The sequence below is a fragment of the Tsukamurella sp. TY48 genome (assembly GCF_019656655.1).
Classification (GTDB): Bacteria; Actinomycetota; Actinomycetes; order Mycobacteriales; family Mycobacteriaceae; genus Tsukamurella; species Tsukamurella strandjordii.
In genome coordinates this window covers 870,508-896,884 of sequence record NZ_BPMV01000002.1, presented here as the reverse complement: position 1 = coordinate 896,884, position 26,377 = coordinate 870,508, and the positions used below count along the sequence as shown (strand labels likewise).

The window sequence follows — 26,377 nt, the reverse complement described above, 5'->3', positions numbered from 1 at the left end:
AACAACCGGCCGCCGCGAAATCACCTCGCGCTCGAAACTGCCCTTCGAAACCCTGACGTATCCCCAGAGAGACGGGGTGTTGTGACATGGGTCACATCGATGTGGTTCAGGGCAGGATCCGAGCGAGTGCCCCGGATTCCAGGGCGGCCCAGATCGCACCGTCGGCACCGACCGCGATGCCGTGCGGTTCCGCACCGGGAACCACCAGGTCGAAGCGGCTGAGGGTACCCGCCGGATCGATCGACGAGACGGCGTTTCCCGCCCACTCGGTGAACCACACGGTGCCATCGGCAGCTGCACAGATCGCATGCGGGCGCACGGTCGGGTCCGGGAGGTCGATGTGCGAGACGGCGCCGTCGGGCGTGATTTGTCCGATCCGTCCCGCGCCGATCTCGACGAACCGCAGTGACCCATCGGGCGCGGAGCAGATTCCCACGGGGGCACTTCCCGCTTCGAGCGGGTGGACTCGCAGCTCGCCCCGCGCATCGATGCGGCCGATCGCGTTCGCCCCGTTCAGGGTGAACCAGAGCGCCCCGTCGGGCCCGGCGGTGATCGCCGACGGGAACGATCCCCGGTGGGGAATCTCGAACTCGGTGATCTCACCGGAAACGGTGATCCGGCCGATCCGGTCGGTGGCGGTCTGGGTGAACCACAGCGCTCCGTCCGGGCCCGGCGCGATACCGAACGGACCACTGCCCGCGGCGAGGTCGTGGTGGGTGACCTCACCGGACACGGTGATTCGGCCGAGGCGATGCGCGCGGTACTCGGTGAACCACAGGGTGTCGTCGGGGCCCACGGTGATCACGGTGGGGCCGGTACCCTCACCCACGGCGAACCGGGTCGTGGACTGCGTCCGCGGGTCGAACCTGCCGATCTCCCCGCTCTCGACCAGCGTGAACCACACCGCGCCATCGGGTCCGGTGGTGAGGGCGTACGGCCCTCCTGTGCCCACCTCGTAGACCGTCACGCTCATCGGGCGGGGCCCTGCTCGGCGAGGAAGGCGTCCACATCGGCCCTCGAGGGGGCGGCCGCCGCCCCGGGGGCCGTGGCGGTGAGCGCCCCCGCGGCGTTGGCGCGCAGGATGCGTTCCGCGGGAGGGCGATTCCAGTTCGCCGCCAGCGCACCCGCGAAGGCATCGCCCGCGCCGGTGGTGTCGACGACGCGCACCTCGAAGCCGGGTGACTCGACGGTGCCCTCCGGCGACGTGGCGCGCGCGCCGGCGCCACCGAGTGTGGTGATCACCTGCGGCACGGTCGCGATCGCCTCCGCCAGCGCCGCCGCCTCGTCGCGGTTGACGATCACCGCGTCGAGGAGTTCGACCAACTCGTCGGGGATCGGTTGCACGGGAGAGGGGTTGAGCAGGACCGTCGTGCCGCTCGCGCGGGCGGTCCGAGCCGCCTCCGTGACCACCGGAAGCGGGATCTCCAGTTGCAGCAGCAGGACATCGGCCGCGGTGATCGCCGCGCGGGCGGCATCGTCGAGCTCGACCTCGGCGTTCGCCGCGGGCACCACGATGATGTGGTTCTCGCCGGTCCCGTCCACCGTGACGTTCGCGAACCCGGTGCTGCCCGGGACTCGTCGCACGGGGGAGACGTCGACGCCCGCCGCGGTCAGCGAGCCGAGCACGGTCTCGGCGGCATCGTCGTCACCGACCGCGCCCACGAACACCGTCCGAGCGCCCGCGCGGGCCGCCGACCGCGCCTGATTCGCGCCCTTGCCGCCCTGCCCGAACGAGACCGACACCCCGGTGATGGTCTCGCCAGGCTGCGGAAACCGATCGCACACCGTGACCACGTCCAGATTGATACTGCCGACCACCACCACCGACGTCATGCCCGCACCCTACGGCCCGCCGCGGCCTAGCCTCGAAGGATGACCACGATTCGACCCTTCCTCATGTTCCAGGGCGGCAAGGCCGCCGCCGCCATCGAGCTGTACACCGCGACCTTCGGCGGCGAGGTGATCTCCTCGACGCCGCACCCCGATCCGGCGCACGGCATCCAGCTCGCCGAGCTGGATCTGAAGGGGCAGCGCGTGCTGGTCAGCGACAGTTCGGTGCCGCACGCCTTCGATTTCACGCCCTCGAACTCGCTGTTCGTGGACTGCGACGATCGCGCCGAACTCGAACGGCTCACCACGGCGCTCGGTGCGGACGGCGCCACCCTGATGCCGCTGGACTCCTACGGTTTCTCGACCGCGTTCGCGTGGGTGGCCGATCGGTTCGGGGTGTCCTGGCAGTTGAACCTGGCCTGATCTGGCGTCAGACTGAGCGCAACGGTGGGCGGCGGAAGCCGCGCGGCCTAGCGTCGGCCACCATGACCCGTCAGATCCGTTTCAACGCCTTCGACATGAACTGCGTCGCGCACCAGTCCCCGGGGCTGTGGCGGCACCCGAAGGATCAGTCGCATCGCTACAAGGAACTCGGCTACTGGACGGACCTGGCGAAGCTGTTGGAGCGGGGCACCTTCGACGGCATCTTCATCGCCGACGTGCTGGGGATCTACGACTCCTACAAGGGCAACGGCGACGCCGCGATCAGGCACGCCGCCCAGGTGCCCGTGTCGGACCCGATTCTGCTCGCCTCGGCCATCGCGGGCGCCACGGAGCACCTCGGTATCGGCATCACCGCCGGCACGGGCTTCGAGCACCCCTTCCCGTTCGCCCGCAGGCTGACCACCCTCGATCACCTGACCAACGGCCGGATCGGGTGGAACGTGGTGACCGGCTACCTGCCCTCCGCGGCACAGAACATGGGGCAGTTGGATCAGCTCCAGCACGACGAGCGCTACGACCACGCCGACGAGTACCTCGAGGTGCTGTACAAGCTGTGGGAGGGCTCGTGGGAGGACGACGCGGTGATCCGCGACCGCGAGAGCGGCGTCTTCACCGACCCGTCGAAAGTGCATCCGATCAACCACCACGGCAAGTACTTCGACGTCCCCGGCATCCACGTGGGTGAGCCCTCGCCGCAGCGCTCCCCGGTCATCTACCAGGCGGGGGCGTCGCCGCGCGGGCTGAAGTTCGCGACCGGGAACGCCGAGGCGATCTTCGTCGCGGCGCCCACCAAGGAGATTCTGAAGAAGCTCGTCCGCACGATCCGCGAGGGCCTCGTCGCCAACGGCCGCGATCCGTACTCGGCCAAGGTCTACACCCTGCTGACCATCGTCACCGACGAGACGGAGGCGAAGGCGCAGGCGAAACTCGAGGAGTACCACCGGTACGCCAGCATCGAGGGCTCGCTGGTCTTCATGTCCGGGTGGATGGGCGTGGACCTGGGCGCCTACGACCCGAGCGACCCCGTGGGCGATGTGCAGTCCAACGCCATCATCTCGGCGGTCTCCAACTTCCAGCAGGCCGACCCGTCGGGCAAGGAGTGGACGGTCGAGGACATCGGCAAGTGGGGCCGCATCGGCGGCATGGGGCCGGTACTGGTCGGCTCCGCTGAGCGGGTGGCCGATGAACTGCAGGAATGGGTCGAGGAGACCGACGTGGACGGATTCAACCTGGCCTACGCCATCACCCCCGGCACGTTCGAGGACATCGTCGAGTTCATCGTCCCCGAGCTGCGCCGCCGGGGCGTGTACCCCAGCGAGTACGTGCCTGGCACCCTGCGGCACAAGCTCTTCGGGCAGGGTGACCGGCTCGCGGCCGATCACCCCGCCCAGCGCTTCCGTTACGCCGGTGCCAACTCCTTGGTGTAGAGCGCCGCGCCCTTGGCGTCGCGCAGGTTCACCGTGAGCGCGCGGGAACCGGCATCGATCGTCACCTCGCCGTAGTGCTGGAATCCCTCGGCGGGGGAGACGTTCGCCTTGTCCGGTGCGTGCACGAACTCGTACTGGGCGCCGAAGGTGCCGTCCAGCGGGCTCTTCGGGAAGGCGCCGGCGTTGAGCGGACCGGAGACGAACTCCCAGAACGGCGAGAAGTCCTGGAATCCCGCGCGATCGGGGTGGTACGAGATCGCGGCGGTGTAGTGCACATCGGCCGTCAGGTAGACGATGTTCCGGACGTCCTTGGTCTGGGACAGGATGCGGGAGAAGGCGATCTCACGGCCCAGCGGGGCGCCGTTCTCGCCCTGGGCCACGGCTTCCATCGACTTCGGGCCGCCGTCCTTGGGATCGGTGGCGGCGTCGGGGACCACGATGCTCAGCGGCAGATCGTTGGCCACCACCTTCCACACCGCGGTCGACGAGGTCAGTCCGTCGATCAGCCACTGCGTCTGCTTCGCGCCCAGGATGCCGGCGTCGTTGGACTGCGCCCAGGCATTCGGGTTGGGGTCCTTGTAGCTGCGCATATCGAGGACGAAGACGTCCAGGAGCGGGCCGTACGAGATCTTGCGGTAGAGCCTGCCGTCGGCGGCCTCGGTGGGCTGGACGGGCTGCCATTCCCGCCACGCCTGGTACGCCGCATCGGCGAGCTTGTTCACGTCGGTCTCCGTGTAGCCCTTGCGGTTCTGTCCGGCGAGGCTCTCGCCCGGGTACCAGTTGTTGACCACCTCGTGGTCGTCCCACTGGATCAACTGCGGCACGGTCGCCGCGAACCGGCGGTAGTGGTCATCGGTGAGGTTGTAGGCGTAGTTCCCCCGGAAATCGTTCAGGGTCTGCGCCACCCGGCTCTTCGCATCGGAGGTCACGTTCCGGTAGATGCCGCCGTCGTTCTGCTTCTGCGTCTCGGGGACGGGGTTGTCCGCGTAGATGGCGTCGCCGGAGTGCAGGAAGAAGTCGGGGCGGCCATCGGCGATTGCCCCCATGATCGCCATTCCGCCGTCCCGGTTGATGCCCCAGCCCTGGCCCACCACGTCCCCCGACCAGGCGAACTTGATGTTCTGCGCCGCGGACGGCGCCGTGCGGAAGGTGCCGCTGAGCTGCTCGGAGCGCGCGCCGTTCTCGCCCTCCAGGGTGACCCGATAGTGCACCGTCTGGCCGGATTCCAGACCCGTGATGCGGAACCGGCCCGCACCGTCGCTCGACGGATCGAGCTGCGGTCCCTCGAAGCGGCGGGCATTGGAGAAGGACTCCGACGACGCGGTCTCCACGATCATCCGCGCGGGTGCATCGGACCGCGCCCAGATCAGCGCGCCGTCGGTGCGCGGATCGCCCGAGGCGATGCCGTGGGTCAGGTTCGGCCGGCCCGTGACCAGCCCGGACGACGACGCGCCGGCCCCCGTCGAGGACGATCCGCCGCACGCGGCCAGGAGTGATCCCGCGGGGATCAGGAGCGCGCCGGCGGCACCGGCTTTGAGGACGGATCGCCGGGAGGAGGCGGATCGAAGCGGGCTGGACTGAGAATCGCTGAGGGGCATGCGAGGAGGATGGCGCAGCCGAGTTCCCGGCCGGCGAACACCGGGTTACCAGCGCGGATGGGAGAGGGTGTCCACCAGGTGAACGGCGAAGGCGAGAACCGAACATCAACTCTGTTAACGTCGAATGCGCGGTAATCACACGTCCGGTGGGCCCGCTCGTCTAGCCACAGGCAGCCCGGTCCGCACGGTGACCAACGCCAGGGGCTGATGAGCATGCCTGATAACTCAACAACGTCCGGGAGTTCGCCGCTGTCGACAGTGGGGCTCCAGGAGACCGAGCAGGAACGGAAGAAGACACTGCACAAGGCCATCGCGGCATCAGCGATGGGCAACTTCACCGAATGGTTCGACTACGGCGTCTACGCCGCCACCACCGCGTATCTGACTCAAGCGTTCTTCCCCGGAACCCTCGGCACACTCGGCACACTGCTCGGGTTCGCCGTCTCGTTCGCGCTGCGTCCCCTGGGCGGGTTCGTCTGGGGCCCGCTCGGTGATCGACTCGGCCGGAAAGTGGTGCTGGCCACCACGATTCTGCTGATGGCAACCTCCACCGCACTGATCGGCGTGCTCCCGACGTACGCCCAGGTGGGTGTTCTGGCACCGATCCTGCTGATCGGCCTGCGCGTGGTCCAGGGCTTCTCGACCGGCGGCGAGTACGGTGGCGCCGCCACCTTCATGGCGGAGTACTCGCCCGACGACAAACGCGGAAAGTACGGGAGTTTCCTCGAATTCGGCACCATGTGCGGCTTCGCGGGCGGCACCGCTTTCGTGCTGATGATGCAGCAGTTCCTGACCAGCGAGGAGATGTACTCCTGGGGCTGGCGGATCCCGTTCTTCGTGGCGATTCCACTGGGCTTCGTGGGGTGGTACCTGCGTAACCAGCTCGACGACACCCCGGTGTTCGAGGAGATGGCGGACGAGCAGGAGGCGCAGGGTTCGGCGTGGGATCGCTTCACCTCGCTACTGCGGGACTACAAGCGCCCCATCATGATCATGTTCGGCATGGTGGTCGCGCTCAACGTGGCCAATTACACGCTGCTGGCCTACATGCCCACGTACCTGCAGAACACGATCGGCCTCACCGAATCGGATACCTCGGTGCTCATGCTGATCGGCCAACTGGCCATGGCGCTGTGCATCCCGTTCTTCGGCGCACTGTCCGACCGCACCGGCCGCAAACCGATGTGGTGGATCTCGTTGATCGGCCTGCTCGTCATGGCCGTACCCATGTTCTGGCTCATGGGCCAGGGGTTCTGGTGGGCGGTACTCGGATTCGTGGTGCTGGGTCTGCTGTACATCCCGCAGCTGTCGACCATCACCGCGACCTTCCCGGCCATGTTCCCGACGCAGGTGCGGTACGCGGGCTTCGCGATCTCCTACAACGTGGCCACGGCGATGTTCGGCGGCACGGCGCCGTTGGTGAACGACGCCGTGGTGGAGGGAACCGGGTGGAACCTCTTCCCGGCGGTCTACATGATGGGCGCCTGCGTGATCGGCCTCATCGCACTGCCCTTCCTGCAGGAGACCAAGGGCTGCTCGATCCGTGGCACCGAGGTACCCGGTCCGGACACCAACGCCACGCGACTCGCGCAGATCGAGGAGGCGAAGGCCGCGGCCTGATCGCTGCTGCGACACTGGTCCCATGACCAGGATCATCGCGGGGGCGGCCCGCGGGCGCCGGCTCGCGGTGCCGCCCCGCGGCACCCGCCCCACCTCGGACCGGGTGCGCGAGGCCGTCTTCAGCGCGCTCGTCGCACGCCTGGACTTCGACGACCTCGCCGTCCTCGACCTCTACGCCGGATCCGGCGCGCTCGGGCTGGAGGCGCTGTCCCGTGGCGCGGCGCGCACCGTCCTCGTCGATCACGACGCCAAGGCCGCTGCGATCGCCAAGGACAACGCCCGCACCGTCGGCCTCCCGGGGGCGACGGTGCGCCGGGGGAGCACGGGCAGCTACCTCGGCGGCACGCCCGAGCCCTTCGACCTCGTCTTCCTCGACCCGCCCTACGACGTGCCGGCCGCCACCGTCGACGCCGACCTGGCCGCCCTCACGCACGGATGGCTCAATCCCGACGCCTACGTGGTGCTGGAGCGGTCGGCGCGCACACCGTCGGCGACCTGGCCCGACGGACTCGAACCCGTCATGAACCGCGACTACGGGGAGACCCGCATCGAGATGGCCGTCTGGCAGGATCTACCGGCATGAGTAAGGCGTGCTGCCCCGGATCGTTCGACCCGATGACCAACGGCCACCTGGATATCTTCCGCCGCGCTGCGAAGCTCTTCGACGAGCTGGTGATCACCGTGGTGGTCAACCCCAACAAGCAGGGGATGTTCTCGATCGACGAGCGGATCGCGCTGATCGAGGAGAACATCGCCGACCTGCCGGGCGTCACCGTCGAACGGTGGGAGGGCCTGCTCGTCGATTACGCCCGCGATCGGGGGATGGCCTGCATCGTGAAGGGGCTGCGCAACTCCACCGACTTCGATTACGAGCTACCGATGGCGGGCATGAACATGCACCTCACCGACGTCGAGACCGCCTTCCTCACCACCGCACCCCAGTACTCGTACGTGTCGAGTTCCCTGGTCAAGGAGGTGCGCAAATTGGGCGGTGATGTCTCGGCGCTGATCCCGGCCAACGTGCAGGCCGCGCTGGACGCCAAGCTCGGCGGCTGAACCACCGACACGCGCCCGGGCGGATCCGACGAATCAGCGGCACCACGCGTCACAATGGTGTAGCGGTCGCCACGAGGTGACCGTGGGCGAAGGGGTAAGGCCGTGTACCGAGTTTTCGAAGCGCTGGACGAGCTGGGAGCGATCCTCGAGGAGGCGCGCAGCGTCCCCATGACCGCGGGCTGCCTCGTACCGCGCGGCGACGTCCTCGAACTCCTCGACGACATCCGCGACGCCTTCCCGGCCGACCTCGACGACGCACAGGACGTGCTCGATCAGAAGGATCGCCTGGTCAGCGAGGCGCGTACCCACTACGACACCACCGTCAACCAGGCGAACTCCGAGGCCGACGCCACGCTGAGCCGTTCGCGCGCCGAGGCCGATCGCATCCTCTCCGACGCCAAGGCGCAGGCGGACCGCATGGTCGCCGAGGCGCACCAGCACGCCACCGGCCTGGTCGCTGAGGCCCGCGCCGAGGACGAGCGCATCCGCCGCGGCGCCCAGCGCGAGTACGAGGCCGTCACCGGCCGCGCCCGCGCCGAGGCCGACCGTCTCACCGCCGACGGCAACGCCACCTACCAGCGCTCGGTTGCCGAGGGCATCGCCGAGCAGGAGCGCCTCGTCTCGGCCACCGAGGTGGTCGCGGCCGCCAAGGCCGAATCGGATCGCATCATCGACGCCGCCCACGCCGAGTCCGACCGGCTGCGTGGCGAGTGCGACGTGTACGTGGACACCAAGCTCGCGCAGTTCGAAGAGGTGCTCGGCGCCACCGTCCGCTCGGTGAACCGCGGCCGTCAGCAGCTGCGCACCGCGGCCGGTGTGCACGACTACAGCGACCACGGCGCCACCGACGGCTACCTGGAGGAATTCGCCGATTCCCGCGCCGAGGCGCGGTAGCTGGCGCACCACACCGCATCGGACGTACACTCGGGTGTTTGACTCGAATCGTCGACCTACACCGAGGTAGTTGTGAACGAAATCCAGACGGCCGTACGTCAGCCGGCCGGTAAGCCGTACGTCCTCGATGTCCGCAGCTTCGGCCGCCGGCCCGGTACATCGGCGCAGGTGCACCGCACCGTGGCCGCCCCCGGTCGGATCGGCGTCGACCTCATCGGCATCGACACCGGCGAGGAGATCGACATGGATCTCCAGGTGCAGGCGGTCTCCGAGGGCGTGCTGGTGACCGGCACCGTGAGCGCCGACACCACCGGACAGTGCGCGCGGTGCCTCGCCGACGTCTCCGGCGCGGTCAACCTGTTCCTCACCGAGCTGTTCGCGTACCCGGACAGTGAGACCGACAAGACCACCGACGACGATGAGATGTTCCGCATCGACGACGACATGATCGATCTCGAGCAGGCCATCATCGACGGCGTCGCGCTGGAACTGCCGCTCTCCCCGCTGTGCGCCGAGGACTGCCCGGGCCTGTGCCAGGGCTGCGGTGAGCGTCTCGCCGAGCTCGAGCCCGGCCACGCCCACGAGCAGATCGACCCGCGGTGGGCCAAGCTCGCGAAGTTCGGCCCCGGCGCCGCCGAGGGCGAGGCCGACCGCACGTGAGCAAGCGTCTGCCCGCGCCGCCCGCGTCGGATCGCACCCCGCTGCTGGAGGCACTGGGCGTCGGGCTGGACGACGAGCTGCTCACCCTGGCCCTGACCCATCGCTCGTACGCCTATGAGGCCGGCGGGCTCCCCACCAACGAGCGCCTCGAGTTCCTCGGCGACAGCGTGCTGGGTATCTCCGTCACCGAGTGGCTGTACACCACGCATCCGGACAAGCCCGAGGGTGAACTCGCCAAGATCCGCGCCAGCGTCGTCAACATGCACGCGCTGGCCCGGGTGGCCCGCAAGCTGGGGGAGGGCGGCCTCGGCGCGCACCTGTACCTCGGCCGCGGCGAGGAGCTCACCGGCGGCCGCGACAAGGACTCGATCCTCGCCGACGGCATGGAGGCTCTGCTCGGCGCCATCCACATCGAGCACGGCATCGACACCGCCCGTGACGTGGTGCTGCGCCTGTTCGAGCCGATGCTGAACACCTCGTCCACCATGGGCGCCGGGCTCGACTGGAAGACCTCCCTGCAGGAGCTCACCGCCGAGCGCGACCTCGGGGTGCCCGCCTACCGGATCACCTCCACGGGCCCGGACCACGACAAGGAGTTCACCGCCGTGGTCGTGGTGGACGAGCGCGACCTCGGCGAGGGCGTGGGCCGCACCAAGAAGGAGGCCGAGCAGAGGGCCGCCGCCGCGGCCTGGAAGGCGCTGGACGCCGACGATTCCGTCACCGCCGGATCCGAGGAATCGGCCGCACCCGAGCCGGCCTGATGCCCGAACTGCCCGAGGTCGAGGTGGTGCGCCGCGGTCTGGCGGATCACCTGGTGGGTCGCACGGTGACCTCGGTCGAGGTGCTGCACCCGCGCGCCGCGCGCCGCCACGTGGCGGGCGACGCCGACCTGATCGGTCAGATCACCGGCAGCACGGTCTCGTCGGCCGAGCGCCGGGGCAAGTTCCTCTGGCTCCCGCTCGAGCGCGGCGGCCGGCCCGCCGACACCGCGGTCGTGGTGCACCTCGGCATGAGCGGTCAGATGCTGGTGGGCGAGGGGCTGGACACGCACCTGCGCATCCGGGCCGGGCTCGACGACGGTGCCGTGCTCCGGTTCGTCGACCAGCGCACCTTCGGCGGCTGGGCGGTGGACCCGCTCGTCGAGGTGGATGGCACCCTCGTCCCGGAATCGGTGGCGCACATCGCCCGGGATCCGTTGGACGAGCGATTCGACCGGGCCGCAGTGATCAGCCGGATGAAGGCCAAGGACACGGAGATCAAGCGCGTCCTGCTGGACCAGACGGTGATCTCCGGCGTGGGCAACATCTACGCCGACGAGGCACTGTGGCTCGCCGGCGTTCACGGGCGGCGCCACGCTTCCGCGCTCACCAAGCCCGCGCTGGGCCGGCTCATCGACGATGCCACCGGCGTGATGCGTAGGGCACTGGACCAGGGCGGCACCAGCTTCGATGCGCTGTACGTGAACGTCAACGGGCAATCCGGCTACTTCGAGCGATCCCTCAACGCCTACGCGCGCGACGGTGAGCCATGCCGCCGCTGCGGAACCATCATGCGGCGTGAGCAATTCATGAACCGGGGATCGCACTTCTGTCCCACCTGCCAGACCGTGCCGCGCCGCTGACCGCGATCGCCGGCGATCACGACGGCGACGACGACCGGGCGGGCGCGGTGAGCAGGTGCTGCACGAGATAGACGACGACGCCCAGGATCGCGAGCAGGCCGATCGCGGGAACGAGGGCGACGGTGCCGCCGCTCGGCTGCGCGGTCGCGCACAGGAAGATGCCCGCGAACATGAGCTGCGTCAGGGCGCCGATGGCGAGGAAGAACCGGGACATGGTCGCGTCGAACTCCGGGCGGTGCTGCGGTGTCAACCAGTACCCGCGACGCGGGGTGTTGATCGCCGAATCGGGCAGTTTCGGTGCGAACGCCGCGAGTCCGCCGAACAGGATCGCGAGCCCGCCCGCCAGCAGGCCGAGGGTGGTCAGCGCCTCGCTTTTCGGGGCCCACGACGTGGCATCGCCGCGGAAGGAGAAGTGGGTCGGAAACGGATCGGGACCGGACACCGCCGCCCACGTCAGCGCGGCGCCGCAGAGAAGGACGGAACCGAGGAAGATCCACCATCGTGTCCGCATGCAAGGACCGTACCGCTGGCCGTCGAACCCGGGGAAGGCCGACGGTGCGGGTAGATTGGTCGCATGGCCGACGATCCGACCGCCCCGACCCCTGCGACCGAACTGTGGGTGGAGCGCACCGGCGTGCGCCGCTACGTGGGCCGCAGTTCCCGCGGTGCCGAGGTGCTCGTCGGCTCCGCCGATGTCGAGGGCGTGTTCACGCCCGGTGAGCTGCTGAAGATCGCCCTCGCCGCCTGCACCGGGATGGCCTCCGACCGTCCGCTGGCGCGCCGCCTCGGCGACGGGTACGACGCCACCGTCCGCGTCTCCGGCGACGCGGACCGCGAGAACGAGACCTACCCCGAGCTGAACGAGGTCCTGGAACTCGACCTCTCCGAGCTCGACGAGGAGGCGCGTGAGCGGCTCCTCCTGGTGGCGCGGCGGTCCATCGACCAGGTGTGCACCGTGGGGCGCACGATCAAGGCGGGCGCCGTCGTCAATCTCGACATCACCACGGAGTGATGTCCGTGGTCGATGAGCAGGCGCGCATGACGGCCTGGGTGCACGGTGGAGTCCAAGGAGTGGGATTCCGCTACTGGACCAAGACGCAGGCCCTGGAACTCGGCCTGCTCGGATACGCTGCCAATCAGCCGGACGGGAGGGTCCGGGTGGTGGTCGAAGGGGATCGATCCGCATGCGACACTCTGCTCGAGCGGCTGTGGTCGGGCGATGGTCCCGGTCGCGTCGACCTGGTGGTGGAGTTGTTCGGGCCCGCGCGCGGTGGGCTCCCGTACTTCGAGGAGAGGTGAGCGATGCAGCCGCCCGTCCCTGAGAACAGGCCGGTGGGAGACATCCCCGGGCCGGAGTCGAACTATCTGCCTCCGGTGCCCGGCATGCCGCCGACCGTGTCCCTGCCGGACACCGTCGACGAGCCCCGGCGCCCCGGCCGGATGCGCCAGCAGGACGAGACCACACGCGCCCGCCCGGAGACCGTGGCCGAGGCCCGCGCCCGTACCCGGGCGCAGCGCCAGCGCGTCCAGGAGCAGGAGCAGCAGGCCCGTGAGGCAGCCGAGGCGCTCGCGAAGAAGGCACGCCGCCGCAAGCAGATGATCGGCGCGGGCGTCGGCGTCGGCGTCGTCGGCACCATCGCGCTGCTGTACGCCGCCATTCCCGACGACAACGGCGGCTCCGTGCCGGCCCGCACCGAGACGGCCTACTGCACCGTCGACGGACAGGTCGTCTCCGACAACTACTGCTCGTCCGGAACATACAACCCCGTCACGGGTTTCATTCTGCTCAACGGCATGAGTTACCGGTACAACTACGGCGGCGCCGTCGCGAACGGCCGCGTCGTCGGCGGTTCCTACGACCGGCCCGCGAACACCAACTTCCGCACGCAGTCCGGTGCGGCCGTGGATCCGGGCAAGGCCACCTCGTTCAACAACAGCGGTCAGTCGAACGCGGGGAGCAAGCCCCCACCGCCGGCGGCGAACTCGGGCGGCTCGAACAAGGGCGGCACGAACGCGGGCAACAGCAACAACGGAGGCAAGAACATCGATCGCGGTGGCCTCGGAACGTCCAACAAGGGCGGCTCCAGCGGTGGTTCCAAGTCCGGCGGGTCCTGACGTGCGGCGAATGCGGGGAACGCCCCGCCCGAACTGGCGCCAGACGATCCAGTCGCAGGGACTGGTGTTCGGCACGCCCGCGCGCGACGGCTCCGGCGGTAGCCGCGAGTACTGGGACGAGTCGGTCTTCTACGAGTTCGACATGGACGAGGTCCTCTCCCTGGAAGCCCAGGTGGGAGTACTGCATTCGATGTGCCTGCAGGCCGTGGAGAACGTGATCCTCACCGAGCGGTACGCCGACTTCGGCATTCCCGAGTGGGCCTGGGGACCGATCGAGGAGTCCTGGAAGCGGCAGGACCCCCACGTCTACGGCCGGTTCGACCTGCGCTACGACGGACGCCGTCCCGCGAAACTCCTCGAATACAACGCCGATACGCCCACCTCGCTGCTGGAAGCGGCTGTGGTGCAGTGGTACTGGTTCCAGGAGACCGCGCCGGATGTTCGTCCGTGGGACGAAGGCGGCTACGACCAGTGGAACTCGCTGCACGAGTCCCTCGTCGAGCGCTGGGCCGAGGTCAAGAAGGTCATCCCGCCGTCGGAGCTGCACTTCTCCTGGTCGAGCGCCGATGAATCCGGCGAGGATCACGTGACCACCGGCTACCTGCAGGAGACCGCCGCCGAGGCGGGCTTCGACACCGTGGGACTGCCCATTGAAGACATCGGCTGGGATCACGACCTCAAGACCTTCGTCGATCTCGAGGACGCCCCGATCAACGCCGTCTTCAAGCTCTACCCGTGGGAGTGGGTGCTGGAGGACGACTTCGGCAAGCGCGTGGCCGAATCGCTCCCGGCCACCACGTGGATCGAACCGCTGTGGAAGACGATCCTGTCGAACAAGGCGATCCTCGCGGTGCTCTGGGAGATGTTCCCCGACCACCCGAATCTGCTGCCCGCCTACATCGACAACCCGGGCTTCCTCACCGAGTACGTGAAGAAGCCGAAGCTGGGACGTGAGGGAGCGAACCTCACCATCGTGGACGCCGGACGCGAGACCGCCACCGGCGGTGTCTACGGCGCCGAGGGCTACGTGTACCAGCTGTTCGACCCGCTGCCCGAGTTCGACGGATACCATCCCGTGATCGGCGCCTGGATCGTGGGCGACGAGCCCGCCGGCATCGGCATCCGTGAGACCTCCGGCCTCATCACCGACGACGGTGCCGCCTTCGTACCGCACCGCATCACTCCGAAAGGGACCCCCGCCTCGTGAACGTGACACTCCTCGCCGATGTGCAGCTGAACACGATCGGCCGCGGTATCGGCGCGATCTGCCTGTACGCGCTCGTGGGCCTCGTCCTCATGGTCGTCGGCTTCTACGCGGTCGACCTGTCGACCCCGGGCAAGCTGCGTGAGCTGGTGAAGGCGGGCAAGCCCAATGCCACCTACATCACCGCCGCGGGCATGCTCTCGATGGCCTTCATCATCGTGGTGGCGATCTACGCCGCGGGCGGTCGCCTCGTGGAGGGCGTGACCTACGCGCTCATCTACGGCCTGGTGGGCATCATCGCGCAGATCGTGTGTGTGCGGGTGTTGGACCTGGTGACCGGTGTGGACCTGGACGAGCTCATGCACGCGGACGTCTTCCTGCCGCAGGCCCGCGTGATCGCCGCCTGCCACGTGGCCCTCGGCCTGATCGTGGCGATGGCAGTCTTCTAACCGGCCCCCGATGTCGAGCTTGGACGAGGCGCGGCGCCGGTTCCGCGACGACCTGATCGCGCACGACTGGCTCGTCCCCACCGGGATGGACGGCCTCTACGGCCGAAGTGAGCAGTTCGAAGCCGTGGTCGCGAAGATCGATGCGCGGGTGTCGACCGAAGCCGCTGCGGCCTTCGCCACCCGGCCCCGCACCCTGCGGTTTCCTCCGGTCTTCCCCAGCGAGACGCTCGACCGGACCGATTACGTCGCCTCGTTCCCCGATCTCGCGGGCAGCGTCCACTCCTTCGACGGCGGCGATCCCGAGCACCGGGCCCTCCTGGCGGACCGGGAGGAGGGCTTGGGGTGGGAGCGGCACCTGAGCCCGTCCGGGGTCGCTCTGGTCTCGGCAGCGTGTCAGCCGGCCTATCCGACGCTCACGGGGACGCTGCCGTCCGAGGGCGCCCTGTTGGACGTCTACGGGTACTGCTTCCGCCGCGAGCCCGCGATCGACCCCCTCCGCATGCAGGCCTTCCGCGCGCACGACTACGTGCGGGTCGGCGATGCCGCGCAGGCCGTGGAGCACGCCGACGAGTGGATCCGCCGCGCCACCGCGGTGCTGAGCGATCTCGGACTGGATGTGCGGCCCGAAACGGCGAACGATCCGTTCTTCGGTCGGGCCGGAAGGATGCTCAAGGCCAACCAACTCGACCAGGCGTTGAAGACGGAACTGGTGATACCGCTGTACGGGCCGGACAACCCCGCGACCGCCGTCGCCTCCTGCAACAACCACCAGGATCACTTCGGACAGAGGTTCGACATCCTCCAGTCCGACGGCGCGCCGGCGCACAGCTCGTGCGTGGGCTTCGGGATCGAACGGATCGTCCTGGCGATGGTGCGCACGCACGGTGTGACCCCGTCGTGGGTGTGATCACCGGTCCGACGTGCGCGTCCGTGCAGGGGTTGTGGTCACCGACGGAGGGCCCGTGCGCACACCGCGGCGACTCGTTGCGATCGCATCGCGTATCTTCGTGACGCTGGTGTAGCTTGACATGACTGGTCGCCCGGATGGGCAACCCATGTAGCAATACTTCACTGTCGGCACAATCGATCAGAGGGGGTCGTGCGCCGTGGAACAGACGCTGCGCTCCATTCTCGGCAAATACGGCAAGCTCGCCGTGGATGCGAACTCCATCGCTACGGACGACGATCTCTACGCACTCGGAATGACCTCGCACGCCAGCGTGGCCGTCATGGTCGCCATCGAGGACGAGTTCGATATCGAGATCCCTGATCGGCTACTCAAGAAGGAGACCTTCGGATCGCTCGGCGCGCTGACCGAGATGATCGACGGGCTCCGAGCGTGAGTTCGGGATCGCGGATCGCGATCGTCCACGAGCGGTGGACGGAGATGGGGGGCGCGGAGTCCGTCATCGAGGAGTTGCTCCGGGAGTGGCCCGATGCGCCCGTGTACGTCCCGTTCGCCGATCCCGCGATCGTGCCGGTCGAGCTCGCGGGCCGGCTTCGCGCGACGCGGCTCGATCGGTTGTACCGGGCGTACCGGGCCGGCGGCCTCCGCTCGCACGCGCCGCTGATGCCCCTGGCCCCCGCTGCTCTTCGCGGGGTCGACGTCGGCGATGTCGATGCCGTGGTGATCAGTCACTTCGCCTTGGCAGCAGCCGCCGCGCCGACGGTGGGCGTGCCGACCGTCGGCTATGTGCACTCGCCCGCGCGCTGGGCCTGGGACTCGACCCTCCGGGCGGGTGAGGCGAATTCGCCGGCCGGCCGCCTGGCGCTGGCCCTGCTGGCGAAGCAGGCCCGCGCCGTCGAGAGAGCCGCGGCGCCGAGCTTCACCCGGATCGTGGCGAACTCGAGTGTGGTGGCCCGCCGGATCGAACAGTGGTGGGGCCGCGAGGCCGAGGTCGTCCATCCGCCCGTCGACGTGACCCGATTCAGTACCGGGCCCGCGGGGGAGCGGGAGGACTACTTCCTCATGGCGGGCCGGCTGGTGCCCTACAAGCGCGCCGACCTTGCAGTACGCGCGGCGCGGGCCGCCGGGGTCCGCCTCATCGTGGCGGGCGAGGGCCGGTGGGAGCAACGGTGCCGCGAATTCGCCGGCCCCGAGACCACGTTCGTGGGGCGGGTCGACGATGCACGCATGGTGCAGCTCATGCAGCGCGCGCGGGCGGTGCTGATGCCGGGAGTCGAGGACTTCGGGATCGTGCCCGTGGAGGCCATGGCGTGCGGCACCCCGGTCATCGCGCTCGGTGAGGGCGGCGTGCTCGATTCGGTGATCGACGGCGTGACCGGCGTGCTGGTCCCACCGAGCGACGACGACGGCGTCGTCGCCGGATTCGCCGCCGCGATGTCGGGATTCCGCGACGAGTCGTTCGATCCGCAGGTGATCCGCGCCAGGGCGGAAAGCTTCTGCCCTAAGCGGTTCCGCCAGCAGATGCGAACCGTGGTGGAGTCGCTGTGACCTCGCGATTCGACCCCGGCGATGCGCCCGCCGTCGGCTATTCTGGCGCGGTGAGGCTGCTCCCGGAACAGATGAATTTCGTGCGGGGCCGCAATGACGCACCGGGTACCTCGCTGATGACGATCGGCACCTCGTCGCTGCTGCCCGCGGGCGCCGATCTGGCGGTGTTCACCGAGGCGCTGCACCGCACCACCGACGAGTGCCGCAGCCTGGGCCTGCGCATCCTGTCCGAGGGCGCGAACCTACAGGTCGACTACGGCCCGTTGCCCTTTCGCGGACACCTCACCTTCGCGTCCGAGGGCGAATTCCTGACATGGGGGAACGAGCGGTTCCGGAAGCCCTACCTGCTGGACGGTACTGCGCTGGGCGAACAATGGACGGTCGAGGTGGACGGCCGGGTGGGATACGCCATGTTCGGTGACCACGCCGTCCTCGACGGCTACGCCGCCGCCCTGTTCCGCAATCGCCTCGCCAAGGTCTATGTGGCCCTGCTGGCGGGACGCGAACCGGAGCATTTCGAGTTCGTCGAGGTCGACGAGTTGCTCGCGAACCGCGAACCCTTCCCGGTGGACCTGGAGATGTGGTCGTCCCTGCTGTCCACCGAGGGCTGGGCGAACCCGCAGCTGTCACTCACCTCCGCGACGGCGGCGATGGCTCCCGATCCCGTCACCTTTCGTCACGATCTCCACATCACTCCGTCCGGGCGGCAGTGGCCGCACCACCTCCTCGGGCTGGTCGGCGCGTACTGCGCGCGCTACACCGGCAACCGGCGGTCGATCATCGGCTCGGTGATGGTGAACCGGCTGAACCAGCGCGAGCGCGCCGCCGCGGTCACGATGACCAACGTGGTGCCGATCCGGCTGGACGTGAGCGAGACGGCGACCGGCGCCGAACTCGCGAATCAGGTCTCGGCGGGGATCACGCGTGCCGGCCGCGGCCGCGTCGACACTCGAGAGCTGTTCCAATCGATGCCGGGCGCGATCCGCGCGGGCAGGCTGTACGGGCCCACCGTGAACGTGATCCCCTTCCTGCGGCCGGACCCCGAGAACGAGAAGTGGAACACCCGGGTCCACGGCTACGGTCCGGTCAGCGACGTCTCGGTGGTCATCACGCAGACCGGAGCGGGCGACCTCATCCTGTTCACGGAGTTCAACCCGCAGTTGTATTCGCCGGTGCGGGCGCGGACGCATGCCGACCGGCTCGCCCGGTGGCTCGATGCCACGGCCGGCGCACCGGATCGCCCGCTCAGCGAGATCAGTGCCCTGACACCGGCCGAGGCGCAGGCGCACCGCGCGCTCGCCGGCACGCCCGGCGTGACGCTCGAGCTCGCGCCGAACGCCGATGCGGCAGAACCGGTGTGGGGTGCTCCGACCGACGCCGTCGAGCTGGCGCGTGCGGGCGGACAGAACGGCGTGTACGGGATGACGGTGACCACCGATCTCGGTGATCCGGCGCTGTTCGGCAGCGCGGGCTGGGTCACCCTGCTCACCGAGCACGGTGCGGTGCCGACCGACTATCGGGTGGAGCTCACCGAATCGGGGTGCGTGTACCGCGGGACCGGAGCCGAGCGGGTGCGCGTCCACGGCGGATTCGTCGAACTCGGCGAGATACGGCACATCCTGCGCGGGGACCACGTCGACGATGTCCGGATCACCGTGGGCCCGCCGGTCCGGGCCGTGGTCACGGTGAGCGCCGATGCACCCGACGATCTCCCCGACGTGCTGCGCGCGGCCTGCCCCAACGAGGTCCGGCTGCGGTTCACCGGTCCGGGTGCGAAGGCCACATCGTGAGCGGTACGAGCAATTCCGATCCGCTCACGGTGCACATGGCGGGCGCCGAATGGCCGCGCACCAGTCGTGGCGGCATCCCGAGCTACTTCGCGAGCCTCTTCGCCGCCCTGCGGGCGCGCGCGGACGTCGAGGTGAGCGCCGACGCCTTCGGTGACGCCGAACCCGGCGGCGGCAGCTGGGGCCCGCCGGAGGGCAACCTCCTCACGCGAGCGCGCGCCAGCTCGGCCGGCCGCGATGCCGATGTGCTCGATCGGCACTTCGCGCCCTACGGTCCGGCGCGCGGGCATTCGGCGCTGGTGACGCATTTCCACGGTCCGTGGGCATTGGAGAGCGCCGCCTCCGGTGCGAGCCCCGCTGCGGTACAGGCCAAACGGGCCTGGGAGTGGGTTCGATACCGGCGCTCTGCAGCGATCGTCGTACTGTCGCAGTACTTCGCCGATGTCCTGGTCTCGACCTACGGTGTGCCGCCCGAGGACGTGGTGGTGATTCCACCGGGCGCCGATCTGGATCGGTTCCGCCCCACTCCGATTCCGGACGGCCGTCCCCGCGTGCTGACTGTGCGCCGCTTGGAACGGCGCATGGGAATCGACGTGTTGATCCGGTCCTGGCCCGCGGTCCTGGCCGCCCTGCCCGACGCGCGGCTCGACATCGTCGGCACGGGTTCGCAGGGCGCGGAGCTCGCGCGGCTCGTGAGCGACCTGCGGCTCAGCGACTCGGTCCGGCTGCACGGCGCGGTCTCCGACGCCGAACTCGCAGCCGCGTACGGCGCCGCCACGGTGACCGCGGTCCCCACCCGATCGCTCGAGGGTTTCGGCCTGGTCGCGCTCGAATCCCTCGCCGCGGGACGGGCGCCGGTGGTCACCGACGTCGGAGGCCTTCCGGATTCGGTGGTCGGGCTGGCGCCGGACCTGGTGGTACCCGCGCTCGATGAGGGCGCGCTGGCGGATCGGCTGGTGCGCGCGCTCGAGGGCGACCGGCCGGACGTCGACGCCTGCCGCCGGCATGCCGAGGAGTTCACCTGGCAGCGCTGCGCCGACCGGCACGTGCAGCTGTACCGGAGCCTGGTGCGATGACGAAGGTGGCGTTGCTCTCGCACTCCGCGGCACCGTCGGGCGCCGAACTCGCCTGGGCCCGCATGGCCCGGCGGTTCCCGCAGCACGGGATCGAGCCGCTCGCGGTGCTCACCGAAGCAGGCCCCCTGCAACAGATCCTGGCGGATGCGGGCGTCGAGGCGACTGTGGTCGACACAGGATTCGCGAGCTCATCCGTGTCGATCGCCGGATCCCGGTTGCGCTGGATCTCCGGTGCGGCGCGGATGGTGCGGGCCGGATGGCGCATCGGCGGCGTCCTGCGGGCAGCGGGCGCCGAGGCCGTGCTCGCCGAGTCGACCAAAGCGCTGTTGATGGGAACGGTCGCTGCCCGCCGCGCCGGGATCCCGCTGATCTGGCACGTGCACGATCGCATCAGCCCCGACTACTTCGGTCCCGTCGCCCTCATCCTGCGAGCCCTGGGCCGCGGCGTCGCCCGGGGATTCATCGCGAACAGCCGCACCACCCGCGACACCCTGTGGACCGGCGGCCGGCCGGCCGCGGTCGTCTACCCCGGCGTCGACCTGGCCTCCGTGCCGGGCGGTGCGCCGCAGCGCGCACCCGACGAAGCGCGCGTGCTGATGCTCGGTCGCTTGGCGCCGTGGAAGGGACAGGACCTCGTGCTCGAGGCCCTCGCGAGGACGCGTACCGAGAGTGCCGTCCGATTCGTCGGCGGCACGCTCTTCGGCGAGCACGAGTACGCCGATCAGCTGCGCCGGCGGACTGCCGAGCTGGGACTCGGCGAGCGCGTGGCCTTCGTGGGCAATGTCTCCGAGCCGCTCGCCGAGGCCGCCGCCGCCGATGTGGTGATTCACTTCTCTCGCCTCGCCGAGCCCTTCGGCCAGGTGGTCGTCGAGGCGATGGCGGCCCACTGCGCGGTGATCGCCGCGGCGAGCGGAGGCCCCACCGAGATCATCGACGACGGTGTCGACGGGGTTCTCGTCCCGACCGGTGATCCTGTGCTGCTGGCCGCGGCGATCGACCGGCTGATCGACGACCGGGACCTGCGGACCCGGCTCGCCGACAGAGCCGCGGCGCGCGCCGAGGACTTCGGCATCGATGCGTCCGCGGAGCAGGCGGCGCATCTGATCCACCGGACGCTCGACGGACGGCGGCCCCGATGAAGGGCGCAGTGGGCGTGATGCGCGACGTCGCGCTCGTCTCGTTCGGGAAGTACGGCCAGTACCTCATCACCCTCATCACGCTCCCGCTGTGCGCCCGGTTGCTGGGCCCGTACGGGATGGGCCTTCTGACAGTGGCGCTGTCGACCTTCTTCCTCGGTGCGCTCGTCACCGACCAGGGCATCACCGCCTTCCTCGCCGCCCGGATCGGCGACCCCGGGCTCAGTGAGCTGCGCGGCGCCTACGGCGTGATGCGCGGCACGATGGTGGCGCTCCTCGGCGGACTCTGCGCGGCGACGCATCTGTTCTCCACATCCGACCTGCTCAACATCGCCACGCTCGGGCTGTTCGGCGGCGCGATCAGCGCCGCCGGAGAGGACTGGGTTCAGCTGGGCATGAAGCGATTCGGTGTGATCCTGGTGCAGCAGTCCGTGGGGCGCGCGCTGTACCTGCTCCTGCTCGTGGCGCTGCTACCGATCCGGCCCACCGCACACGTGGCGGTGCTGTGCATGATCGCCTCGTCTTTGGTGCCGGTGTGCTGGTCGTGGGTCTGGGCGTGGCGCGAACTGGGCCCGCCGGGGCGCCCCCGCGAACTCGGCGACCTGTATCGGCTCGGGGCTCCGGTGCTGCTGGCCCGGATGCTCGAGAACTCGTACGAGCAGGGAGCTGCGGCCCTCTTCGCCGGTGCACTGCCGCGGCAGGCGATCGGCCTCTTCAGCGCCTCGGACCGGCCGGTGCAGGCGACCGGTTCGTTGCTCGACGCGGTCGGCTGGACCCTGCTGCCGCGGATGGCCGATCGCAAACGCATCGGCGCCGAGTTCTGGGGAGTGGTCCGGCGCATGGTGTTGGTGGTGGCCGGACTCGGCGCGCTCGCCGCCCTGATGCTGACGGTGCTGGCGCCGTGGATCGTTCCGATCCTGTTCGGGGCCGAGTTCATCGACGCGGTACCCCTGCTCCAGGTCGGGGCATGGTCGCTGCCGGGGATGGCGGTGGCCTCCTTCGTCGCGACCGCGGTCCTGCCGGTGCTCAGCGACAAGATCGGCGTGGTGGCCGGTGCGGCGACCGGTGCAGTGGTCGCCTTCATCACGCTCGGCGTCGCCTTCCAGACCCACGCACCGATGACGCTCGTCGTCGGCATCGCGCTCGCGGAGACCGCCGCGGCCACCTTCTATCTCGTCCGCGCGGAGGTACTGCGCCGTCGAGGAGTCGCGCCGACCCTTGCGGAGGAGACACCGGTATGAGAATCCTCTTCGCGGGCGACAACTGGTACGGCAGCAATGCCCGTTCCCTCGCCGACGGCTTCCGGGCCGCGGGCCATGAGGTCGTCGTCGTCGACACCACCGCCGTGACCGTGCCGACGCGCGGCACGCCCGCGTGGTGGTACGCCAAACGCACCGGCGAGCGCTCGCCGGCCACCGTCGACCGGGTGCACCGCGAACTGGCGGATTGCGTTGCCGCCCTGCGCCCCGACCTCCTGTTCTGCTACAAGACGGTGCATCTCGACCAGGCCCGGCTCCTGTCCCTGCCGGTGCCGGTCAAGGTGCACTACAGCGCGGACGATGTGACGAATCCGTACAACACCACGCCGGCCTACCTCGAACGGGAGGCCGAGTGGGACGCGGTGGTCACCACCAAGGCGCACAACGTGCCCGAACTGGACGCCCGCGGCGTGGCCCGGGTGATCCACGTCTTCAGCGCCTACGACCCCGCCTGGCACCGCCCCGTGGCACGGCGCGGCCCCGTCCGGTACGACGCGGGATTCATCGGCGCGATGCGGCCCGACCGCACCGAATTCCTGATCGAACTCGCGGGCGAACTGGGTGACCGGTTCTACCTGGCGGGCCCCGGCTGGCGGCGGAATCTCGGAGCCAGGACCAGTGGCGCCCGGATCGCCGGCCCGCAGTACGGCGAGGAACTCTCGGCCGCGATCGCCACGATCGGCGCCAACCTCGTGCTCCTCAACTCCGATAACCGCGACACCCACACCTGCCGGACCTTCGAGGTCCCCGCGGCCGCCGGACTCGTCGTGGGGGAGCGCACCGTCGAGCACGAGGCGCTGTTCGACGACGGCCGGGAGGCCTACCTCTTCGACAGCCACGAGGAACTCGCCGAGATCCTGCGTCGCTGCGCCGCAGCTCCCGACGAGGCCGCCGCGGTCGCCGCGCGTGGCCACCGCAGAATCGTCGAGGGCGGCCACACCTATCGCGATCGGGCGGAACAGATCCATGCCGCCCTGGGCTGAGGTCACCCCGGGGTGGGGCAGCATCGTGCAGACCGCGATCCCCCTGATCGCGCTGGCCCTGGTCGCTGCGGCGGGGCGCGGCGCCCCGCGGGTGCTGCTGCTGATCCAATCGGCGTACTGGACGATCTCGTTCATCGCGCGCCCGGTCCTGCTGCTGGTGGCCACGCCGACACCGTCGTTCGGCGACAACATCGCCGATACGCGGCTCTTCCACGCGGGATACGACCGCGGCATCGCCCAGGTGCTCCCGCCGGTCACCTCGGGGCTCTGGATCTACGTTGCCTGCGTCGCCGCCTTCGTCCTGTTCCAACGCCTCCAACCGCCGGACCGGCGGCCCGACGCGGACCTGCCGAAGCAATCGGCCGCCGTGATCGCCACCTTCGTCGTGCTGTGGTGCGTGGGACTGGCGGCCAGGGGTTTCGCGTACCTCACCGGCACCGTGAGTCGCGCCGGTGAGGTCGCCGCAGCCAATCCCTACCTGTCCATCTTCACCGGGATGGGAGCCATCGGCGCCGCGGCCCTCATCCTCTACCTGCGACTGGATTCGCCACGGTGGAACGCCGTCGCGATCGCCGTCCTGGTGGGGGGCGAGTTCGCGTGGGGGGTGGTGCAGTCGTCGAAGACCCCCTTCATGGGTGCCCTGATGGCGGTCACGGTGCGCCTGCTCCTCACCGGATTCACGAAGATGCGCGCCGTACTGCTCGCGGTCGGCGGGATCGGTGCGGTGGGCGTCTTCGGCGCGCTCCAGGGCCTCAAGGTCGGCGCGACGACCGCGCACCTGACCTCGGGCATCGATGCGCCGTATCCGCCCGCGTGGGGGCCGCTCCTGCCGCTGATCCGGCGGTTCGACCTGTTCGAGGCCGCCACCGACAACACCTTCTACCGGGGGCCCGGCTATCTCGATATCTCCGATGTCCTGCTCCGGATGCCCCTGAACCTGATTCCCGCGCAGCTCGGTGTCGACAAGAAGCTCGCCGGGCCGGACTGGGCGGAGCGGGTGCGCGCCAGCTCCGTCGACATGTCGGGCGTGCAGGTCTCGCTGGCGGAAGGGCACATCAACGAGGGGATCCGGATCGGCGGAACGTCGGGTGTCCTCGTGGAATCGATCCTCGTGCTGCTGGCCGTGTGCGCGGTATCCCGGTGCCTGCGGGGACGATCCGTCCCGGTGCTCACCATGGGGGTGGTCTTCGTCGCACTGCCCGCCCTGTTCGAGCGCGGCGCGCTGGGCATTTCGGAGGTCGCGGGGAAGGGACTGCAGCAGTGTGTGCTCGCCACCGCGGTCTTTGCAGTCGTATGGTTCATCCGTATCCTGGGTGCGCAAGATCGCCAGCGCGCACGGGGTGCGCACGCCGAGGCCAGTGGGGGCGAGGCAGGCATGCGGTCCGAATGCGGGAGTCCGCCGTCGAACCCCGGCCCCGGAGTCGCCGCTCCGGTTCTTGCGGCCGTACCGAAAGGAATCCCATAGTGACGCTCCGTGACGTCACCCAGTTCGTGCGGCGAGGGTGGTGGCTCGTCCTGATCTGCGCGGTCGCCGGAACGGTCCTCGGCGTCGGGTACGCGCAGTCCAGGCCCCTCGTGTACACCGCGACGGCGCAGTCCTACGTGGTGGTGAACAACTCCGGCACTTCGGGCGGCGACATGTACAACTCGGTCCAGGCCGCCCAGGCCCGGATGGCCACCTACGCCGAGCTCGGCACCTCCCCGAAGATCACCGCCGAGGTCGCCAAAGCGCTGCAGCTGACGATGAGTCCGGAGGAGATCGCCGCCCAGGTGAAGGTGACCTTCGCCCCGGGGACGTTGTTGCTGCAGTTCACGGCGACCCACCCGTCCGACGTGATCGCGCAGGGGCTGGCGGGGGAGACCGCACGCCAACTGGCTCGCGAGGTGTCCGAACTCGAACTCCCGAGGCCCGGGTTGCCGCCGTGGGTGCGGCTGCTCCCCGTGACGGACGGATCCGGGGCCGTCGCATCGGTTGCCCCGGTGTCGAAGTACGGCGCCGCGGGTCTCGCGGTCGGTGTCCTCCTGGGGTGCGCCGCGGCCTTCGTCCTGATCAGGCTTCGTCCGCGCGTCGCGACGGCCGGCGAACTGGGCGACGACCTCGGCGTCCCGGTCGTGCGCGCCGAGAACGGCGTCGCGGTGCGCGATACCGTCGTCGCGGCCGCCGGTGCCGCCTCGGCGGGGACCGGTGTGTCGATTCTGGTGTCGGCGGTCGACGGTGACGCCTGGCCGATGGCGCAGACCCTCGCCGAGGATCTGGCCGACACCGATTCCGCTGTGCTGCTGATCGACTGCCGTGCGGTGGGACCCGCCTCCGCCGCCTCGGCGTCGGCGGGTGACGCGTCGGGCGGAGCGGAGCCGAGCCTGCGCGCTGCGTTGGCCGCGGGCGTCGACGGCGCGCAGAGCGTTTCCCGGACCCTGGCGCCGGAGGCGGGCACGGTGGCGGTGCTCCCGTCCGGGGCTCGATCCGGGGACGCAGCCGATTCGACGGTGTCCGATCGCCTCCTGTCACCACGCGCGCACGATGTGGTGCGCACGCTCGGCGCGGGTTTCGACTACGTGATCCTCGGCGGCGTGCCGGCGGAATCCCCGGCGCGGTTGGACGAGAGGGTGCGCCTGGTGGTGGCGCGCCTGGGCACGCGATCGCCGGACGGGTACCGCCGCGCCCTCGGGATGAACGAGCCCTCCCGGGCCGGGCACACCGTCGTCGCGGCGAAGTCGAACCCCTGGTGGCAGCGGCTTCCGATCGGAACCAAGGAGTGACGG

At 69.7% G+C, this 26,377-nt stretch carries 28 protein-coding genes; 24 read left to right on the top strand and 4 right to left on the bottom strand.

The window, feature by feature from the left end; all coding sequences use genetic code 11:
- Positions 1 to 106: 106 nt before the first annotated feature.
- Both TTY48_RS20025 and TTY48_RS20020 read right to left on the bottom strand, forming a co-directional pair.
- On the bottom strand, positions 107 to 973 hold the full coding sequence (locus tag TTY48_RS20025; RefSeq protein WP_220659373.1) for a virginiamycin B lyase: 867 nt from the start codon (positions 971 to 973) through the stop codon (positions 107 to 109).
- The gene (locus TTY48_RS20020) at positions 970 to 1,833 is read right to left on the bottom strand and encodes a ribokinase (protein WP_220659372.1); all 864 of its coding nucleotides are present in this window, start codon (positions 1,831 to 1,833) and stop codon (positions 970 to 972) included. Before TTY48_RS20020 ends, TTY48_RS20025 begins: the two co-directional genes overlap by 4 nt.
- A gap of 39 nt (positions 1,834 to 1,872) precedes the next feature.
- Here TTY48_RS20020 and TTY48_RS20015 point away from each other — a divergent pair, with 39 nt between their 5' ends.
- On the top strand, positions 1,873 to 2,253 hold the full coding sequence (locus tag TTY48_RS20015) for a VOC family protein (RefSeq protein ID WP_220659371.1): 381 nt from the start codon (positions 1,873 to 1,875) through the stop codon (positions 2,251 to 2,253).
- 62 nt (positions 2,254 to 2,315) lie between these two features.
- Positions 2,316 to 3,701 (top strand): LLM class flavin-dependent oxidoreductase, encoded by a 1,386-nt coding sequence (locus TTY48_RS20010; RefSeq protein ID WP_220659370.1) that lies wholly within the window; start codon positions 2,316 to 2,318, stop codon positions 3,699 to 3,701.
- On the opposite strand, the gene TTY48_RS20005 is transcribed toward TTY48_RS20010, so the two are convergent.
- On the bottom strand, positions 3,674 to 5,299 hold the full coding sequence (locus TTY48_RS20005) for an alkaline phosphatase (protein WP_220659369.1): 1,626 nt from the start codon (positions 5,297 to 5,299) through the stop codon (positions 3,674 to 3,676). The genes TTY48_RS20010 and TTY48_RS20005 overlap by 28 nt on opposite strands.
- A 207-nt stretch (positions 5,300 to 5,506) precedes the next feature.
- Between TTY48_RS20005 and TTY48_RS20000 the strand changes: the two genes are divergently transcribed.
- The 7 genes from TTY48_RS20000 to mutM all read left to right on the top strand — a co-directional run bounded on the left by TTY48_RS20000 (position 5,507) and on the right by mutM (position 11,150).
- Positions 5,507 to 6,919 carry an MFS transporter gene (locus tag TTY48_RS20000; protein WP_255585849.1) on the top strand — a complete coding sequence of 471 codons (1,413 nt, stop codon included), beginning with the start codon at positions 5,507 to 5,509 and terminating at the stop codon, positions 6,917 to 6,919.
- Positions 6,920 to 6,941: 22 nt separating this feature from the next.
- Positions 6,942 to 7,502, top strand: coding sequence for a 16S rRNA (guanine(966)-N(2))-methyltransferase RsmD (gene rsmD / locus TTY48_RS19995; protein WP_220659368.1), 561 nt, complete (start codon positions 6,942 to 6,944; stop codon positions 7,500 to 7,502).
- A complete protein-coding gene (gene coaD / locus TTY48_RS19990) occupies positions 7,499 to 7,975 on the top strand; it encodes a pantetheine-phosphate adenylyltransferase (protein ID WP_220659367.1) in 477 nt (158 codons plus the stop codon). Before rsmD ends, coaD begins: the two co-directional genes overlap by 4 nt.
- A gap of 102 nt (positions 7,976 to 8,077) precedes the next feature.
- The gene (locus tag TTY48_RS19985; protein WP_220659366.1) at positions 8,078 to 8,869 is read left to right on the top strand and encodes a DivIVA domain-containing protein; all 792 of its coding nucleotides are present in this window, start codon (positions 8,078 to 8,080) and stop codon (positions 8,867 to 8,869) included.
- A 72-nt stretch (positions 8,870 to 8,941) separates the two neighbouring features.
- Positions 8,942 to 9,529, top strand: a complete 588-nt coding sequence (locus TTY48_RS19980; protein ID WP_220659365.1) for a DUF177 domain-containing protein — start codon at positions 8,942 to 8,944, stop codon at positions 9,527 to 9,529.
- Positions 9,526 to 10,290, top strand: a complete 765-nt coding sequence (gene rnc / locus TTY48_RS19975) for a ribonuclease III (RefSeq protein ID WP_220659364.1) — start codon at positions 9,526 to 9,528, stop codon at positions 10,288 to 10,290. The genes TTY48_RS19980 and rnc overlap by 4 nt, the downstream gene beginning before the upstream one ends.
- Positions 10,290 to 11,150 (top strand): bifunctional DNA-formamidopyrimidine glycosylase/DNA-(apurinic or apyrimidinic site) lyase, encoded by an 861-nt coding sequence (gene mutM / locus TTY48_RS19970; protein WP_220659363.1) that lies wholly within the window; start codon positions 10,290 to 10,292, stop codon positions 11,148 to 11,150. The genes rnc and mutM overlap by 1 nt, the downstream gene beginning before the upstream one ends.
- Before the next feature lie 16 nt (positions 11,151 to 11,166).
- On the opposite strand, the gene TTY48_RS19965 is transcribed toward mutM, so the two are convergent.
- The gene (locus tag TTY48_RS19965) at positions 11,167 to 11,661 is read right to left on the bottom strand and encodes a hypothetical protein (RefSeq protein ID WP_220659362.1); all 495 of its coding nucleotides are present in this window, start codon (positions 11,659 to 11,661) and stop codon (positions 11,167 to 11,169) included.
- 63 nt (positions 11,662 to 11,724) lie between these two features.
- Between TTY48_RS19965 and TTY48_RS19960 the strand changes: the two genes are divergently transcribed.
- The 15 genes from TTY48_RS19960 (at position 11,725) to TTY48_RS19890 (ending at position 26,374) form a co-directional block, all read left to right on the top strand.
- The gene (locus tag TTY48_RS19960) at positions 11,725 to 12,162 is read left to right on the top strand and encodes an OsmC family protein (RefSeq protein ID WP_220659361.1); all 438 of its coding nucleotides are present in this window, start codon (positions 11,725 to 11,727) and stop codon (positions 12,160 to 12,162) included.
- Positions 12,162 to 12,449 carry an acylphosphatase gene (locus tag TTY48_RS19955; RefSeq protein WP_255585848.1) on the top strand — a complete coding sequence of 96 codons (288 nt, stop codon included), beginning with the start codon at positions 12,162 to 12,164 and terminating at the stop codon, positions 12,447 to 12,449. Before TTY48_RS19960 ends, TTY48_RS19955 begins: the two co-directional genes overlap by 1 nt.
- Before the next feature lie 33 nt (positions 12,450 to 12,482).
- A complete protein-coding gene (locus TTY48_RS19950; protein ID WP_220659360.1) occupies positions 12,483 to 13,265 on the top strand; it encodes a hypothetical protein in 783 nt (260 codons plus the stop codon).
- A gap of 1 nt (position 13,266) precedes the next feature.
- Positions 13,267 to 14,472 carry a glutathionylspermidine synthase family protein gene (locus TTY48_RS19945; protein WP_220659359.1) on the top strand — a complete coding sequence of 402 codons (1,206 nt, stop codon included), beginning with the start codon at positions 13,267 to 13,269 and terminating at the stop codon, positions 14,470 to 14,472.
- Positions 14,469 to 14,918, top strand: a complete 450-nt coding sequence (locus tag TTY48_RS19940; RefSeq protein WP_220659358.1) for a DUF350 domain-containing protein — start codon at positions 14,469 to 14,471, stop codon at positions 14,916 to 14,918. Before TTY48_RS19945 ends, TTY48_RS19940 begins: the two co-directional genes overlap by 4 nt.
- A gap of 10 nt (positions 14,919 to 14,928) precedes the next feature.
- Positions 14,929 to 15,825 carry an amino acid--[acyl-carrier-protein] ligase gene (locus TTY48_RS19935; protein WP_220659357.1) on the top strand — a complete coding sequence of 299 codons (897 nt, stop codon included), beginning with the start codon at positions 14,929 to 14,931 and terminating at the stop codon, positions 15,823 to 15,825.
- Positions 15,826 to 16,024: 199 nt separating this feature from the next.
- Complete coding sequence (locus tag TTY48_RS19930) at positions 16,025 to 16,261, top strand: acyl carrier protein (protein WP_220659356.1); 237 nt, start codon at positions 16,025 to 16,027, stop codon at positions 16,259 to 16,261.
- Positions 16,258 to 17,373: a glycosyltransferase gene (locus TTY48_RS19925; RefSeq protein ID WP_255585847.1), complete on the top strand. Its 1,116-nt coding sequence runs from the start codon at positions 16,258 to 16,260 to the stop codon at positions 17,371 to 17,373. Before TTY48_RS19930 ends, TTY48_RS19925 begins: the two co-directional genes overlap by 4 nt.
- Before the next feature lie 50 nt (positions 17,374 to 17,423).
- A complete protein-coding gene (locus TTY48_RS19920) occupies positions 17,424 to 19,163 on the top strand; it encodes a condensation domain-containing protein (protein ID WP_220659355.1) in 1,740 nt (579 codons plus the stop codon).
- A gap of 35 nt (positions 19,164 to 19,198) precedes the next feature.
- Positions 19,199 to 20,236 carry a glycosyltransferase family 4 protein gene (locus tag TTY48_RS19915; protein ID WP_220659651.1) on the top strand — a complete coding sequence of 346 codons (1,038 nt, stop codon included), beginning with the start codon at positions 19,199 to 19,201 and terminating at the stop codon, positions 20,234 to 20,236.
- The gene (locus TTY48_RS19910; RefSeq protein WP_220659354.1) at positions 20,233 to 21,375 is read left to right on the top strand and encodes a glycosyltransferase family 4 protein; all 1,143 of its coding nucleotides are present in this window, start codon (positions 20,233 to 20,235) and stop codon (positions 21,373 to 21,375) included. The genes TTY48_RS19915 and TTY48_RS19910 overlap by 4 nt, the downstream gene beginning before the upstream one ends.
- Positions 21,372 to 22,613 (top strand): lipopolysaccharide biosynthesis protein, encoded by a 1,242-nt coding sequence (locus TTY48_RS19905; RefSeq protein WP_255585846.1) that lies wholly within the window; start codon positions 21,372 to 21,374, stop codon positions 22,611 to 22,613. Before TTY48_RS19910 ends, TTY48_RS19905 begins: the two co-directional genes overlap by 4 nt.
- The gene (locus TTY48_RS19900) at positions 22,610 to 23,614 is read left to right on the top strand and encodes a glycosyltransferase (RefSeq protein WP_220659353.1); all 1,005 of its coding nucleotides are present in this window, start codon (positions 22,610 to 22,612) and stop codon (positions 23,612 to 23,614) included. The genes TTY48_RS19905 and TTY48_RS19900 overlap by 4 nt, the downstream gene beginning before the upstream one ends.
- The gene (locus TTY48_RS19895) at positions 23,598 to 25,079 is read left to right on the top strand and encodes a hypothetical protein (RefSeq protein ID WP_220659352.1); all 1,482 of its coding nucleotides are present in this window, start codon (positions 23,598 to 23,600) and stop codon (positions 25,077 to 25,079) included. Before TTY48_RS19900 ends, TTY48_RS19895 begins: the two co-directional genes overlap by 17 nt.
- On the top strand, positions 25,079 to 26,374 hold the full coding sequence (locus TTY48_RS19890; RefSeq protein WP_220659351.1) for a Wzz/FepE/Etk N-terminal domain-containing protein: 1,296 nt from the start codon (positions 25,079 to 25,081) through the stop codon (positions 26,372 to 26,374). Before TTY48_RS19895 ends, TTY48_RS19890 begins: the two co-directional genes overlap by 1 nt.
- Positions 26,375 to 26,377 lie beyond the last annotated feature (3 nt).